11 protein-coding genes, 1 tRNA gene and 1 pseudogene are annotated in these 16238 nt (G+C 59.9%); 7 read left to right on the top strand and 6 right to left on the bottom strand.

Annotated elements, in window-relative coordinates:
• Positions 1 to 13: 13 nt before the first annotated feature.
• Both HU754_RS14200 and HU754_RS14195 read left to right on the top strand, forming a co-directional pair.
• Positions 14 to 676 (top strand): NADPH-dependent F420 reductase, encoded by a 663-nt coding sequence (locus HU754_RS14200; RefSeq protein WP_186622184.1) that lies wholly within the window; start codon positions 14 to 16, stop codon positions 674 to 676.
• 835 nt (positions 677 to 1511) lie between these two features.
• Positions 1512 to 2105, top strand: coding sequence for a DUF502 domain-containing protein (locus HU754_RS14195; RefSeq protein ID WP_186622182.1), 594 nt, complete (start codon positions 1512 to 1514; stop codon positions 2103 to 2105).
• Here HU754_RS14195 and HU754_RS14190 read toward each other — a convergent pair whose 3' ends face one another.
• The 4 genes from HU754_RS14190 to HU754_RS14175 form a co-directional block, all read right to left on the bottom strand.
• A complete protein-coding gene (locus HU754_RS14190; RefSeq protein ID WP_186622180.1) occupies positions 2106 to 2690 on the bottom strand; it encodes a hypothetical protein in 585 nt (194 codons plus the stop codon). It abuts the gene before it with no gap.
• 1 nt (position 2691) lies between these two features.
• Positions 2692 to 3480, bottom strand: a complete 789-nt coding sequence (locus HU754_RS14185; RefSeq protein WP_186622178.1) for a DUF2092 domain-containing protein — start codon at positions 3478 to 3480, stop codon at positions 2692 to 2694.
• Positions 3481 to 3588: 108 nt separating this feature from the next.
• Positions 3589 to 4704, bottom strand: a complete 1116-nt coding sequence (locus HU754_RS14180; protein WP_186622176.1) for an AI-2E family transporter — start codon at positions 4702 to 4704, stop codon at positions 3589 to 3591.
• Positions 4705 to 4777: 73 nt separating this feature from the next.
• A complete protein-coding gene (locus tag HU754_RS14175) occupies positions 4778 to 5383 on the bottom strand; it encodes a TetR/AcrR family transcriptional regulator (protein WP_186622169.1) in 606 nt (201 codons plus the stop codon).
• A 157-nt stretch (positions 5384 to 5540) separates the two neighbouring features.
• On the opposite strand from HU754_RS14175, the gene HU754_RS14170 reads away from it, so the two are divergent.
• The 4 genes from HU754_RS14170 to HU754_RS14155 all read left to right on the top strand — a co-directional run bounded on the left by HU754_RS14170 (position 5541) and on the right by HU754_RS14155 (position 13977).
• Positions 5541 to 6923, top strand: coding sequence for an aspartate aminotransferase family protein (locus HU754_RS14170; RefSeq protein ID WP_186622167.1), 1383 nt, complete (start codon positions 5541 to 5543; stop codon positions 6921 to 6923).
• A gap of 306 nt (positions 6924 to 7229) precedes the next feature.
• Positions 7230 to 8933, top strand: coding sequence for an amidase (locus tag HU754_RS14165; RefSeq protein ID WP_186622165.1), 1704 nt, complete (start codon positions 7230 to 7232; stop codon positions 8931 to 8933).
• A gap of 202 nt (positions 8934 to 9135) precedes the next feature.
• The gene (locus HU754_RS14160; protein ID WP_186622163.1) at positions 9136 to 10431 is read left to right on the top strand and encodes an OprD family porin; all 1296 of its coding nucleotides are present in this window, start codon (positions 9136 to 9138) and stop codon (positions 10429 to 10431) included.
• Positions 10432 to 10812: 381 nt separating this feature from the next.
• Positions 10813 to 13977, top strand: coding sequence for an immunoglobulin-like domain-containing protein (locus HU754_RS14155; protein ID WP_217827620.1), 3165 nt, complete (start codon positions 10813 to 10815; stop codon positions 13975 to 13977).
• Positions 13978 to 14100: 123 nt separating this feature from the next.
• Here HU754_RS14155 and HU754_RS14150 read toward each other — a convergent pair.
• A pseudogene (locus HU754_RS14150) lies at positions 14101 to 15288 on the bottom strand (IS4 family transposase); the annotation flags it as partial.
• Positions 15289 to 15621: 333 nt separating this feature from the next.
• On the opposite strand from HU754_RS14150, the gene HU754_RS14145 reads away from it, so the two are divergent.
• Positions 15622 to 15981, top strand: coding sequence for a DUF6124 family protein (locus tag HU754_RS14145; RefSeq protein WP_038361600.1), 360 nt, complete (start codon positions 15622 to 15624; stop codon positions 15979 to 15981).
• 156 nt (positions 15982 to 16137) lie between these two features.
• On the opposite strand, the gene HU754_RS14140 is transcribed toward HU754_RS14145, so the two are convergent.
• A tRNA-Sec gene (locus tag HU754_RS14140) sits at positions 16138 to 16233 on the bottom strand.
• Positions 16234 to 16238 lie beyond the last annotated feature (5 nt).

The following is a 16238-nucleotide window of genomic DNA, read 5'->3' as shown; positions in this document are numbered from 1 at the left end:
AGAGGAACACACCATGCGCATTGGAATCGTTGGAGCCGGATTCATCGGGCGCGCCGTCGCGCAAATCGTCCTCGCCGCCGGGCACGAAGTAATGCTCAGTAACTCACGCGGCCCGAAGACCATGAGCAGCGTGCTCGCCGGCATCACCGGCTGCCAGATCGGCACGGCCGAACAGGCCACACAGTTTGCCGACGTGGTGTTGCTGGCCATCCCCTACGAACACATCCCGAGCCTGCCGCCAGCCTGGTTCGAAGGGAAAACCGTGCTCGACGCCAACAACTATTACCCGGATCGCGACGGCCACATCGCCGCGCTCGACACGTTCCAGAGCACCACCAGCCGCATGCTCGCAGAGCATTTGCGCGGTGCCACGGTGGTCAAGGTGTTCAATGCCATTCTCGCCGCGGACTTGCTTACGGATGGCCGCCCGCATGATTCCAGCGAGCGGCGCGCCCTGCCCGTCGCCGCAGATGACGCTGACGCCAAGGCATTGGTCGTGGGTTTGCTGGACGAACTCGGCTTTGATGCGGTCGACGCCGGAGGCCTCGATGAGAGCTGGCGATTCGAGCGGGCGAAACCGGCTTACTGCGCGCCGCTGGAGAAGTCCGGGCTGACAAGAGCCTTGGCTGCCGCCGAGCGCGAGGTCGAATTACCCTTGGGCAGCTGGCGGCGCTGATAAAGCCCGCTCCAGCGCTTGCTCTTACAGCGAGTCACCTTTTCCAAACGCCGAAAAGGTAACCCAAAAGGCTTTGCCCTGGCGTACGGCACTTCGCTGAGGCTCAGTGTTCCCTCGCTACGGTGTCCATCCGGGGGCATCGCCTACGGTTTGCTTCGCTGCACCTCCTCTCGATGTATGCGGCTTCGCCGCACGGCGCTGCGCGCCTAACCCCCGGATGAACACCTCCGCTCGGCCTGCCGAAGGGGCTAAAGATCAAAAGCCAGATCAAGATCAAGAGCCCCTCACCCTAGCCCTCTCCCAGAGGGAGAGGGAACTGACCGAGTTGTTTGGGCGAGGTACGCCGACGTGCGATACCACGTTGAACTCAGGCCGTGAGCACAAATCGGCCCCCTCTCCCTCTGGGAGAGGGCTGGGGTGAGGGGCGAGAGCACCACAAAAACCAAAGCCAAGCGCGCCGTGCTCTTCACCACTCAATAGGCCGAGTGTCAGCTCGCCTGCTTTTGATCTTGATCCACGGGCGACGTCGGAAGGCTGAGTGGAGGGATTGATCCGGGCGTGGGAGCGCAGCGACCGTTTGGCGCAGCCAAACACAGCGAGAGGAGGTGCAGCGAAGCAAACCGTAGGCGCTGCGCCCGGATCGATCCCTCAGCGAAGGAACCCCGAGCCCCAGCGAGCGGGCCGCACGCAGGAGCAAGCCTTTTTGGTTACTTTTCGCTGGGCCGGCATTCCGGCGTCTGGAAAAAGTGACCCGCCGTAAGGGCGAGCGCTTCCGGCAGGCGAACACAGATCAGCTAGCCTTGAATCCGCATCGCCCGTCATTCAAGGAGCCGTCATGTTCAAGTTCATCAAGACCACCGTGATCGGCGGGCTGCTGTTCATCCTGCCGTTGGTGTTGATCGTCGTGCTGATCGAAAAAGCTATCCACCTGCTGCGCGGGCCGGTGGAAAAGCTGTTGCCGATGTTCAAAGGCTATGACGTCGCGGGCGTGACGCTGGTGAGTCTGGCGGCGTTGCTGGGCCTGATCGTCCTGTGTTTTCTCGCCGGGCTGCTGGCACGCACTTCTGCGGCGGCGCGGGCGCTGGAGGCCACGGAAAACAAGCTGCTCAGCAACCTGCCCGGTTACCAGTTGTTCAAGGACACCACGGCGCGGTTTGCCGGGCTGGAAAACGAGGACGGTTCCAAGGTCGGCCTGATTGCCGAGGGCGAAGGCTTTCGCCTGTGCCTGATCGTCGAAAGCGTGGATGACTGGCTGACGATTTTCATGCCGGACGGTGGCCCGGCGGGTAGCACTGCCGGTGAAGTGCGACTGGTGCCGGCCGCACAGGTCATCGTTACTGAGCTGCCGTGGCTGACCCTGGCCACCGGGTTACGCCGTGGCGGCCGTGGCATGTTGGCGCAGATGCAAGCGTGGGTGCCGAAAGCCTGATCAAGGCGCATTGACCACCACATACGTCACATCACTGCCCTGATACTGCGGCTGGTACCAGGTCGAGCCGCATTGCATGTAGGCGACGTTGTACTGAATCACCTGCACACAACTGCTGGGCATTTGCGCCGGGGTAAAGATCGCCCCTACCACCGCCGCAGTGGCCGCGACGGTTGCCGTTACCGCCACTGCGGCCGCCACCGGATGGTAGTGATCGTCGTAGCCATAACGGCCATGGCCGTCGACATCAATATCGACATCGCGACTGTTGTCGATGTTGACGTTTCGGTTGCCGTTGTTGACGTTCGTGCGGTTACCAACGTTGTTGCCGGCATTGACCCGGTTACCCGAATTGACCCGATTGCCCGAATTGACCCGGTTACCGGCACTGACATTGTTGATGCGCTGCGGCGCATTGATCCGCTGCGCCCGTTGCGCATTCGGCGCCGGCGCGCGGTTGACGTTGGCGCGGGCATGCCCCTGGGCGCGTTGCCCCCGGGCATCGGCTTCGGCGACATAACCGGCGGTCAGCAGCGTGGCGGCGGCCAGCGACAACAACAAACTCCACGTCATCGACTTGTTCATGTCACTGCCCTCCCTGATCGCTGGCCTGTTTAAACGCAATCGCCACATCGCCTTTGCCCGGTTTGAAGGTGAACTGCGTGTCCGGAATGGTCGGCTTGAGGTTCCACTGATACACCGCGCTGTACTCGGGGAAGCTCTTATCGTCGGTGGTGGTGATCACCAGCTTGCACGGTAAGGGTTTGTCGGAGCGGGTCAGCCACAATTGCCAGTCGATGCCCTCCTGGCGAAACGCCAAATGGTCGCAGAGCTGACCCTTGATGACCGACGGGCCCACGTACAACGCGGCTTTCAAGGCATCGATCTGCGACTGATCACTGCCGAACAGAAACAGATCCTCCATCGGCACCTGCACACCGTAGAAGTTTTCGACCTTGTGCAGGGTTTCCGCCACCGTGGCCGGGGCGTCGACGGTGGTGTAGTACTTCAGGTATGGCGAATACTGGGTGAGTTTTTTGCCGTTATAGAAAAACTCGCGGGTGCGCACATCGCCTTCGCTTTTCGCATACAGGCGATCATGGCCGACCACTTTCAGGGTGTTGGCGGACTCGGTCTTGATCTTCTGCCCGGATTCCAGAACCGTGTCGCGCGAGACTTGGGCGTCGACCTGGAATTTCGGCAGGCTGCGCAGGTAATCGCCCATATCGATGAGCTTGTCGACCACTTGCGGGTTGATCAACGACGCATCATCGGTGGCCGCGTGAGGGGGCGTCGCCGGCGGGTCTTCGGCGCGGACTCCCGGCGCGAGAACCAGTGTGAACATCAGGCAGACAATACTGGCTGGGGCTTTCATCGGTTCCGCTCCTGTCCCTGCGTGGGCGTTGCGCCCGAAGGGCGACTGACTGACCAGCCTAGACGTCCGCTGAGGTGTACGCCAATGCGTCAGCGAGAGGGATGAGTGTCACGGTAGATTTTCTTTGCGCTGGCTCTCCAGAAGCTCGGTGATATCGGCCGGTTGATAGACCCAGCCGATGAACAATTCATAGCCAACCGCCAGAATCACCGGCCCGGTGAACAAACCAATAATGCCGCTGGTGACCATGCCCCCGAGCGCGCCGATCAGTACTACTGGCATCGGCACCGCGACGCCGCGTCCCAGCAGCATCGGTTTGAGCACGTTGTCGGCAAGCCCGGCAATCGCCATCCACACCGCAAAGATAATCGTGCTGGCGCTGACCCCGTCCACGGCGAAGACATAAATCACGATGGGCAGCGTGATCAGCAACACCGGCAATTGGGTGATGCCCAGCAGCAACACCATCAAGGCAAGAATGCCGGCCGCCGGTACGCCCATGACCACCAGTGCCACGCCAACCAGCAGCATCTGAATAAAGGCGATGCCGACCACACCCTGCGCCACGGCGCGGATGGTTGCCGTGCACAGTTCGGCAATCTGCGGGCCGCGCACCGGCCCGGAAATGCGTGTGGTGACTGCAACCGCTGTGCGGTGACCGCGCTCGCCGTGGTGCATGATCAACCCGGCAACGATCAACGCAATCACAAACACCACGATGCCTGCGCCGACACCGGCGGCTTGATGCAACACCACTTTGCTCCAGTCCTTGAGGTGCGGCGCCAGCTCCTGAAACGCCCAGCTCAGGTCCTGCGAAGCGTGCATCCAGATGCCGTAAAGCGGCGCGCCAATCAACGGCCAGCCCTCAACACTGGCCGGTGGCGGCGGTATCTCGAACTGCCCCGCTTCGAACGTGTGCATGCTGCCCTTGATCGAATCGGCGATCGAAGCACCCAGCAGGCTCAACGGCAGCATCAGAATCACCAAGCCCAGCAGCACCAGAATGATTGCCGCCCAGCCGTAGCGATTACCGAGTTTCGCGCCCAGAGCCTGATTCAGCGGATACAGCGTGACGGCCAGGATCAGCGCCCACAGCATGACATTGAGAAACGGATGGAAAATGTCGTAGCAGAACAGCACCAGAACGGTGATCAGGCCCGCGCGAATGAGCACGTCCAGCAGTGCTCTGGAACTCTGAAACGTGATCAGCGGTTTGTCTTCCATGTCGGCGCTCCTGGGTGGGCCAGCGTTGAACCGCTGTGAGCCTAGTCCACTTCCGGCACATCGTCTTTTAGCCTTAGCGCTCCAGCATGCCGTGACACAACAGATTCAAAACCCCGCGCATGTGCAAGGCGTGCGCGGCCCGATCCGGGACTTCCTGCGTGGCGAGGCGAATGAACGCCATGTTTGCGTATTGGTTGAACAGCGTCGCCACCACGTCGAGATCGATCGATTCGCGCACTTTGCCGGCCTGCTGAAAATGCAGAAGCAGCGCTTTGGTTTCTTCGATCACGGCCGCGTTCCACGGGCTCATCGCCTCAGCCAACTCACCGGTCAGCAGAAACGGCGCCAGTTCCCGCCACAGCGAAGCCGGCATCGCTTGTAGCTGGTAATCGGTCATCAGCCCTTCGAACTCGCACAGCGCTTCCAGCGGATTGCTGGCATCGTCGAGATTCGCCCGCGCCTCGCGCATGGCTTGCTCGTCGGGTTGCTTGAGCAGGGCCAGCAAAATCTCCTGCTTGCCGCCGAAATAATTGACCACGGTGGGGGCGGAAACCCCCGCCTGCACGGCGATCTGGTCCAGCGTGGTGGCCGCAAAACCGTTGCGCTTGAACAACTCGAGCGCCGCCTCGGCAATCAACTGCCGGCGCTGTTCCTTCTGCCGTTCTCTGAGTCCGCTCATGTTGCCTCTGTTGATCGTTGCCAATGGCGGTCAGCCTACGGTTATCTTTTTTTACCGACAAATATTTTCTTTACAAAAATATTTTTAGATGACAAAACTTTCCCCGTGCAGCGCTGTGACGAACGCACCCACTTGCCCTTTGCTCTGGAGATCCGCCATGTCCGCCGAATTCGATTCGACCCGCAGTACCCGCGATTACCAAGCCTCTGACGCCGCTCACCACATCCACGCGTTCGTTGATCAGAAGGCCCTCAACGAGGAAGGTCCACGGGTGATGGTCAGCGGCGATCGCCTGGCGTTGTGGGATAACGACGGCAAGCGTTATCTGGATGGCATGTCCGGCCTGTGGTGCACCAACCTCGGCTACGGGCGCAAGGATCTCGCCGCTGCGGCGACCGCACAGCTGGAACAACTGCCCTACTACAACATGTTCTTCCACACCACTCACCCGGCGGTGATCGAGCTGTCCGAACTGCTCTTCAGCCTGTTGCCCAAGCACTACAGCCACGCGATCTACACCAACTCCGGCTCCGAAGCCAACGAAGTGCTGATCCGTACCGTGCGCAAGTTCTGGCAGGTCATGGGCAAACCCGAGAAGAAAATCATGATCGGCCGCTGGAACGGCTACCACGGCTCGACCCTGGCCGCGACGGCGTTGGGCGGGATGAAATTCATGCATGAGATGGGCGGGACCATTCCCGATGTCGCGCACATTGATGAGCCGTACTGGTTCGCCCACGAAGGTAACCTCAGCCCGGAAGAGTTTGGCCTGCAAGCGGCGCGGCAACTGGAAGACAAGATTCTGGAGCTAGGCGCCGACAAGGTCGCCGCGTTCGTCGCCGAACCGTTTCAGGGTGCGGGAGGGATGATCATTCCGCCGGCGACGTACTGGCCGGAAATCCAGCGTATCTGCCGTCAATACGATGTGTTGTTGTGTGCGGATGAAGTGATTGGCGGTTTTGGTCGCACCGGTGAATGGTTCGCCCATCAGGCATTTGGTTTTGAGCCCGACACGTTGTCGATCGCCAAAGGCTTGACCTCCGGTTACATCCCCATGGGTGGTTTGATTCTGTCGCGGCGCATGGCTGAAGCATTGGTCGAGAAAGGTGGCGTGTTTGCCCATGGCCTGACCTATTCCGGGCACCCGGTCGCGGCCGCCGTGGCGATTGCCAACCTCAAGGCGTTGCGTGATGAGGGCGTGGTGGCTCAGGTGAAAACCGACACCGGGCCGTATCTGCAGAATTGCCTGCGCGAGGTGTTCGGCAGTCATCCGTTGGTGGGTGAGATTCAGGGGGTTGGTTTGGTGGCTGCGTTGCAGTTTGCTGAGGACAAAGCGACGCGCAAGCGTTTTGCCAATGAAAACGACATTGCCTGGCGTTGCCGCACGATTGGCTTTGAGGAGGGATTGATCATTCGCTCGACACTGGGGCGGATGATCATGGCCCCGGCGCTGGTGGCCACGCGCACGGAGCTGGATGAGTTGATAGACAAGACGCGGATTGCGGTGGATCGGACGGCGCAGGAGTACGGGGTGCTGTGATCGACTGAAGTGATGGGTTGGCAGATGCTCCGCTTTCGCGAGCAGGCTCGCTCCCACATTTGGAATGCATTCCACTTTGGCAGCCTGGATGCCTGTTTGAAATGCGATCCCTGTGGGAGCGAGCCTGCTCGCGAAGGGGCCAGTCGGGTAGAAAATCGGTTGGAGATCAATCCCGCCGATTACTCCATGCGCCGCTTGGTGTTAAATAGGCGCCAGTCTTAACCTTGTCGCGTAAAGCCGTGCAACGAGAACCGCTATGAACACCTCTTCCAAGAAAAACACCCAAATTCAAACAGCGGTGAGCGCATGATCGAAGTCACCGAAGTTTCCATTGCCCAACTGCGCGCCGCGCTCGAGTCCGGCCAGACCACCGCAGTCGAACTGGTGCAGGCATATTTCGCACGCATCGATGCCTACGATGGCGCCGACACCCCAACGGCGCTGAATGCCGTGGTCGTGCGCAACCCTGAAGCGTTGAACGAAGCCCGGGCGTCCGATGCCCGTCGTGCCGAAGGCAAAACCCTCGGCCCGCTCGACGGCATCCCCTACACCGCCAAAGACAGCTATCTGGTCAAAGGCCTCACGGCAGCGTCCGGCAGCCCGGCCTTCGCCGATCTGGTCGCTTATCGCGATGCCTTCACCATTGAACGCCTGCGCGCGGCCGGGGCGATTTGCCTGGGCAAGACCAACATGCCGCCGATGGCCAATGGCGGCATGCAACGTGGCGTCTACGGTCGCGCCGAAAGTCCTTACAACGCCAATTACCTCACCGCGCCATTTGCCTCCGGTTCGTCGAACGGTGCCGGTACCGCCACTGCCGCGAGTTTTGCCGCGTTCGGTCTGGCTGAAGAAACCTGGTCGAGCGGGCGTGGCCCGGCGTCGAACAATGGTTTGTGCGCCTACACGCCGTCACGCGGGGTGATCTCGGTGCGCGGCAACTGGCCGTTGACCCCGACCATGGACGTCGTCGTGCCTTACGCGCGGACCATGGCCGATCTGCTCGAAGTCCTCGACATCGTCGTCGCCGAAGACCCGGACACCCGTGGCGACCTCTGGCGCCTGCAACCGTGGGTGCCGATCCCGAGCGTCAACGAGGTGCGCCCCGCCGCCTACGCCGATCTGGCCGCCGACGCCAAAGCGCTGGCCGGCAAGCGTTTCGCCGTGCCACGTATGTTCATCAATGCCGACCCCGAGGCTGGCACCAGCGAAGCCCCGGGCATCGGTGGCCCGACCGGCCAGCGCATCAACACCCGCGCCTCGGTGATCGACTTGTGGAAGCACGCGCGTCAGGCTCTGGAAGCGGCCGGTGCCGAAGTCATCGAAACCGACTTTCCGCTGGTCTCCAACTGCGAAGGCGATCGCCCCGGCGCGCCAACCGTGTTCACTCGGGGGCTGGTCTCCAAAGAGTTCCTTCACCATGAGCTGTGGGACCTGACCGCATGGGCGTTCGACGACTTCCTGCAAGCCAACGGTGATCCGAAACTCAATCGTCTGGTCGACGTCGACGGGCCGAAAATCTTCCCGCACGACCCGGGCACCCTGCCCAACCGTGAAGGCGATCTGGCTGCCGGCATGGATGAGTACGTGCGCATGGCCGAGCGCGGTATCACCCCGTGGAATGAAATCGGCACCGTGCCTGACGGCCTGCGCGGCCTGGAGCAAACCCGACGCATCGACCTCGAAGACTGGATGGACACGCTGGGCCTCGATGCCGTGCTGTTCCCGACTGTTGCCGACGTCGGCCCGGCGGACGCGGACGTCAACCCGGCGTCGGCTGACATCGCCTGGAGCAACGGCATCTGGGTGGCCAACGGCAACCTCGCGATCCGCCACCTCGGCGTACCGACCGTCACCGTGCCGATGGGCGTGATGGCCGATATCGGCATGCCGGTCGGCCTGACCTTCGCTGGCCGCGCCTACGACGACTCGAACCTGCTGCGTTTCGCCGCCGCGTTTGAATCGACCGGCAGCAAACGCCAGATCCCGCCACGTACGCCGCCGCTGGCGTAAACGCGGTTAAAACTGTAGGAGTGAGCCTGCTCGCGATAGCGGTCTGTCAGTTAAATTTATCGAGACTGACACACCGCTATCGCGAGCAGGCTCACTCCTACAGGGGGTTGTGTGATGCCGTTCATTGAGCACATCCGCTCAATCCCCTGCCCTACATTCCCGCGATCATCCCAGCCACCTTAATTGCCGCTGGCCACCGACCATGATCGACCGCGCCCCTTCGCGTCTCACCCTCCTCGCGCTGCTCTGCGGTCTGACCACCAGCGCCCACGCCAGCGGTTTCTTCGACGATGCCAAAAGCGAAATCCTCAGCCGCAACTTCTATCTGAGCAACGACTACCGCTCGCCCTCACCCTCCGGCAAGAACTACAAACAGGAATGGGCTCAAGGCTTTATCGGCACTTTCTCATCTGGTTTCACCGCCGGAACGGTCGGTTTTGGCATCGATGCCCACGCCTTCGCCGGGCTCAAACTCGACGGCGGCAAAGGCCATTCCGGGACCGGTCTGCTACCGGTCGACAGCGATGGCCGCAGCGAAAACGATTACTCCAGCGCGGGCGGCGCACTCAAGCTGAAAGCCTCGCGCACCACGCTCGCCTTCGGTGAAATGACCGTGGAAACCCCGGTATTCGACACCTCCGACAAACGCCTGCAACCGGAGTACGCCACCGGTTTTCTGCTCAACAGCGCCGAGTTCGACCACATCAATCTGGTGGCCGGGCATTTCACCGCGTTCAAGAATCAGGACAGCTCATCCGGCAAAGGCGATTTCTATGGCTACGGCGCCAATACCGAGGCCGGTGGGATCAGTTTTCTCGGCGCCGACCTGTTCACCGACAGCCCAGTGGGCGGCGCGCTGTATGCCTCCGACCTGAGCGACACCTGGCATCAGTACTACGGCAATCTGCACTTCAAGCAGTCCGGCGTGCTGCTCGACGCCAACCTCTACCACACCCGCGACAGCGGCCGAGCGCTGGCCGGCGCCATCGACAACACCGCGTTCAGCCTCTCCGGCAAATACGCCTTCGGCCCCCACGCGGTAATGCTCGGCTGGCAAAAGATCAATGGCGACACACCGTTCGATTTCGTCGGCGGCGACTCGATCTACCTCGCCAACTCGATCAAATACGCCGATTTCAACGGCGCCAACGAACGCTCCTGGCAAGCGCGCTACGACCTCGACCTCGGCGCCTTCGGCATCCCCGGCCTGAGCTTCATGAGCCGCTACGTCTCCGGCAGCCACATCGACGGCACCCACGCGCCCAAGGGCGGCTCCTACAACCCGTTTGATCCGGACAGTGGCAGTTACCAGCCGCAGCAAGGTGACGGCGGCAAGCATTGGGAGCGCGATATTGATCTGAAGTACGTCGTGCAATCGGGCACGGCGAAGGATCTGTCGGTGCAGGTCTCGCACGTATCGCACCGGGCCAACGAGGCGCAGGCCGGTGATGACATTGACCGTATCTACGTGGTCATCCAGTACCCACTTGGTTTCTAACCCACTACCCCATCCCGATTTGAAACGCTATCCCCTGTAGGAGTGAGCCTGCTCGCGATAGCGTTATTCCAGCAACATTCATGCTGACTGATACACCGTTATCGGGAGCAGGCTCACTCCTACAAGGGGATGAGGAAATTCGCTAGTTTCGTGTCGGTTGACGGGTTCGTAACAGGGACAAACCACGCTTGCACCCAGCCAGTCGCCCGATCTTCTGCCTTTTAAACTCCGGTGTTTAAAAGAGGGCTAAACGGGCCAGACCACGTTTTAAAAAGATCGCACCAATGACCATTCGTCGCCACCTGTCAGATCTGACAGGTGCGCAATCCCGCCAATGCGCTTTCAATCACTCCGTTACCTCACCGAACGGAGCACGCCCCCATGTCCAACCCAACACCGGATGCCCTGAAGTCCCTCTACTTCCCTGCCCTGAACCCGCTCGACCCAGCGGAAGACTACGATGGCGGTATTCCCATTCGTGGCGTGGAAAACGGCTTGCAAGGCACCGTGCCTGCCTGGCTTTCCATGAGCATCGGCGACCGGGTCGATGTGTTTTGGAACAACGCTACGCAGGAAGTGTGGAGCAAGACCATTCAATACGAGTCCGAACTCAATCGGGATGTGATCTTCACCCTGGCCAAGGATTTTGTGCTCGACGGTGATGCCACCAACGTGTACTACAAGATTTCCGGCAAAAACTATCCCGGCGAAGAGTCCAAGCCGCGCTTGAAACTGCTGGTCAAACTGACCCGCCCCGGCGGATACGACGACATCCCCGGCGATGACGGGCACTCTGACCTCAACTTTTCCCTCGACCGCCACGAAGTCGATCAGGACTTTCCGCAAAACGGCGTGGTGACGATGCGCATCGTTCCCTACCGCAACCTGACCCGCTACGACCACATCCACGCCCGCTGGGGCAGCCAGCAAGTGATGCATCTGGTCACCCCGGAACAAGCGGCGGATCCGCTGAAAAATCCGATCGACATCACTTTCGATTACGACCTGATCAAGGCCGCCGGCGATGGCTCAGCGGTGGCGGTGGCGTTTCAGGTGGTCGACCGCTGCGGCAACTACCCGGATGAGCGCGCACCATGGTCGGCCCAGCAGCGGGTGCTGGTGGACATGAACGGTGACCGATTGGACGCACCGCTGGTGCTGGTCAAAGGCCAGCCGACCGATCGGGTGGACCTCGACACACTGGGTGACGACGACGTCATCGTTCGCGTGTACACACCGCCTAAAGACTTTGCCGTGAACGACGAAGCGCTCCTCACCTGGACCGGCACCCCCGCCCAAGGCCCGCAAATCATCGTCGGCCCGTTATCGAAAACGGTGGAATTCGTGCCCTTTCAGCTCGACTTCATCATCCCCAACGAAGCCGTACGCGCCATCGCCAAGGGCAGCGCATCGGTGGGCTTTGTCCGGCGCCGCGAAGGTGAATCCGACCGCCCCTCGAAAAACGCCAGCGTCAGCGTCGTAGGCGATATCAGCCAGCTGCCCGCGCCTAGCGTCATCGAGGCCCCGGACGGGACGTTGCCAGTTGGCACTTTGTGGGCGACGACGAGTGTTCCGTGGTACTTCGGTCGCAACGGCAGTGATCTGCTGAACGTGATCTGGAAAGCGCAGGCGCCCGGCGGCGACACTGTTTACTACGAAGACCCGCGTCCGGTCGGCAACGTAGCGGAAGGCGAGCCCGTTCTGCGCAACGTAAGCAAAACCGAAATTCAGCGTTTCGATGGTTTGAGCGTCAAGGTCTACTACGTCGTCACCAACAGCGAAACCACCCTGCTGAGCGTGCGCGAATCGCTGTCGTTCATCATGCAGGTCGGCGTGGCGAAGCCAACCTTTGATCGCCCGGAAGTCGTAGAAGCAGACGACAACAACGTGCTGGATCCGGACAACGTGCCGCCCTCCGGCGCAACCTTGGTCTTGACCCACACCGATACCCAGGACAAAGACCGGTTTTACTTCAACTGGAAAGGCTCGGCCAGCGGCGGCAGCTTCAGTGACCATATCGACCTGATCCCCGCCACTGCTGGCAAGCCGGTGCGGATGACCGTGCAGAAACAGTACGTCACAGCCAACCGCGACGGAACGGTGGTGGCGGATTACAGGATTGAGCGGGGGGGAGAAACGTTGGGGTATTCGCGGGAGTTGAAATTGCGGATCGGGGTGGCGCTGGATCTGAAAGAGCCGGGTGTATTACAAGCCAACGGTGCCATGTTGGAACCGATGGCGGCCGTGTCCCGACTCACCATCGTTGTGCCGCAAGGCACCACACTCCCCACGGACCTGCTCAGCGTTAGCTGGATCGCCGAACCCGGCAGCCACGCCGAAGGTACATTTACCAGTGTTCCACGGCCGATCAGTGAGATCGGTCTGAGCATCGATATTGCGCCGGCGCTCTTGGCGTTTTGTCTGGGCGAAAAAGTAACCGTCAGCTACACCATCACCCGGGGCAACGGCCAGCCGCAACCGTCAGACCCGTTCACCCTCAACGTGCAGGAACTGCCCCAGGCAGAACTCATCGCTCCTCGCTTGAAGGAAGCGAGCAATGCGGGTGAAGGATCGGAGCTGAATCTGGCCGAGCTGACACCTGAAGGCAAAATGTGGTGTTCGGGGTTTCCCTTCAATGCGGTGGGGCAATATGTCTGGTTGCTGTTCGAGGGCACCAATGCCGATGGTTCGGCCTATGAAAAATACATTTGGGCGGCGCCGTTTGCCTTCGTCAATGATGATTGGGTAAAGAATCGACACTTCGAAGCGCCTGCGCCTTATGAGGATTTGAAAGGGTTGAAGGATGGGACGCCACTGACCATGGAGATGTGGGTGGCGTTTGGGAAGAGTGAGGATTTGGGTTTGGCGAAGCGGTTCATGCTGCGCACTTATGTGGTTAAGGCGACGCCAACGCTGGAAATAGATACGACCCCAATGGTTCTGGATGGATACCAGCTATACCCAGCAGCAGCGCCAAACAGCCCGCCTTTCGAGAAAACAGCTTATGTGCATCCTGATGCTCAGCGAACTCGAGAAGCTGTGGGCGGAGTTCCCCCTTATAAATACAGCTCGTCAAACCTTAACATCGCCTCTGTTGATTCAACTACCGGACACGTGGTTTCCACAGGAAACGGAACCGCCCGCATCAATGTCGATGATGCGAAGGGTGCGACTGTCAGTTACGAGATCAGCTGTAAAAACGTGTATGAACTGGTATGCAACAACCATCAACTCACCCACGCAGAGGCCATAGCTTGGGCCGCATCCATAGGCGCCCAACTATTTCCAAATGAATTCCCCCCCGCCACAAATGACCCACTCGCCGTAGCCGCGTCTTTTAGTTTTCAAATGGTAAGTCCGACCTACCATTATTGGTATTATCCTTACACCCATTCAGGCGGCGCGATTTCACAAGTCATACGGCCCTCTGGTTTACCCGCTCAATGGCAAGTCCCCCCACACACCCACGGCATCATTAACTACCGTGATATCTTGGCATCCGCCCAATGCCCCGTCATCGTATATAGATCGCGCCTGGGTCGGTAAACAACGAACCACCTCCGCATCGAAGGCGTTGACACGAAAAACGTTAGTGCACCTCAAAAGCCTCCGTGGTTAACAGGGACATCCAATGTTTCAACAAAGGGGACGGATGTGAATGGCACTGACTTAACATGTTTTTGGTGCCCGTTTTTGGTGCCCGTTTTTTCTGACATTTGCCCTTGCTGACCAATGTGGTTTGGTCAGCAAGGGGTAGGCTTGAGGTCTTCATTTTATGGCTCGCGGCTCGATACGACCAGGCCGATTCCCGACGCGCCTCTGAGCAATCAGCATCAATAAATTCGACAGGCCATCCTCGTCTTCGGGGCTGCCATATTGTCGCAGTGCCAGCCATAGCTGAAGGCTGTGTTTGAAGCTCAGTTCGCGAGGTAAACAGTCAGCTAACAGAGCCGATTGTGCCATCAGCATTCGGATCAGATTGTGAGCTAACAGATAGACCCATAACTCCTTTACTGCCATGCCTGGGGTTTTGCAGCTTAACTTTCCAAGTCCCAGCGTAGCTTTGAGATTGCGCAGATCCAGTTCAACATGCCATCGACCCTTGTACAGCGATTTCAGGGCTGTTTTAGGTGTCTGCTTTGGGCAATGCAACGTGGTGACCAACGTTTTCCCACCCGCCTTCAACTCCCGCACGGTCAGTTTTTCAGGCGCCTTTTCGTAATGCGTTTGACTCATCCACAGCGGTCTTCTTGCAGGCTTTTTCAATTCGATCAGGTGATCTTCCGAACCGAGACTCTGCCCTAGGCGAAAGTCCGTGCTGCGCCGTCGAGCACCGTATTGTTCGAACACGCCATCGATACCTCTTCGTTGCAACTCGCACAGCAAGAAATAGGTAGCGTAGTAAGCGTCGCCTAACAAAATGTCACCTGTTTTCAACGTGTCGAGCATTGATCTGAGCAGTGTCTGTTCATCGCCGCCCTTGCCTCGGAAACGCCCAAGGGCAGCATCTAAAACGGCGCCGCTGGAGAGGCAGACGATGCCCACCACTCGACACAACGGAAAACCAAGACCGATTTTCTGGCCGCGAGATTGCGGATAGGCGCCCTGATTGGCCGCTGCGTCGGGCATGCTGACCGTCGTGCCATCCACCAGCCGCACAGGTCGTCCCATCCAGCGCCACGACGCGGGTGTGTTATCACTTATCGAAGCACCGGTGTGCCTGACCAGCGTGGAAACCATTTCCACAGGCAGGCGTTTTCTGGCTTTGCAGTAGGCGCCCGTGCGAGTGCTATTGGGCTTCATGCCGCCACATGACCGTTTAATCGACAGGTCGTTCACGGCGTTCTGGCAGGAGCGCCTTTAAACCCAAGTGTTTAAAAGACACCTTCAGATACGCCTTTCAGGCTACAAATTCTTGCGCCATTGCCTACAGCTACGCCAGAATCCGCCGGCTTGTGCGCCTTGGGGGCGGGTTCTATTGTGGTGCCGTCGCTGACGAATCAGCGATCGGGTTTAGCAGCTCGGCAAATTTCAAGGCACGCGAGTATCGCCATTACGTTATGGCGGCTTTGCGTGGGGCACTTCGGTGCGCCGGGATCCTTGAGCCTGGTCTGCTAACCCGCGTACAGCCGCCACCCTATCCGTTTAGCAGCGATGGAATGACGGCTCCACATCTCAAGGAGCTTCACCATGATCAAACCAACACCCAACCCACCCGAAATCGACCTCGCCTCCCCCTACGAATCCCTCGATTCAAAAAAACTCAACGACGCCGCCGAACGCGCCCTCGATCACTACCTCTGCCCACCCGGCTCCACCCCGCCGCCCCGTAAAACCCGCCGGATGTACGCCGTCACCGCAGACTTCAAAAACGAGGAACTACTGGCTGATGCCAGCGAAACACTCGCCTCCGCCAGAACCATCGCCCATGACTTCGCCCACCTCATACCCGCGTCGCAACGACGGACGCTGTTGGGGATTGCGCAATTGATCATGCTCGGTGAGCTAGCGGTGAATCGGGTGATGGATAATCTGGAGTTGCCGCAGTAGCGGGGATACAGATCGTTCCCACGCTCTGCGTGGGAATGCCTCAACGGACGCTCCGCGTTCGGCTCTGGATGGGACGCAGAGCGTCCCGGGCTGCATTCCCACGCGGAGCGTGGGAACGATCAATCTACGGCAGCCGTTCTTTGGCTTGTTGGAAACTGGCGGAAGGCAGCCGGAGTCGAACCTGCCCGGGAACGGATGCCGTCCCCAACCGGGTTTGAAGCCCGGCCGCGCCACCGGGCGCGATTGCCTTCCTTGAA

Source organism: Pseudomonas zeae, assembly GCF_014268485.2.
GTDB lineage: Bacteria > Pseudomonadota > Gammaproteobacteria > Pseudomonadales > Pseudomonadaceae > Aquipseudomonas > Aquipseudomonas neuropathica.
This window is presented reverse-complemented; position numbering and strand designations above follow the sequence as displayed.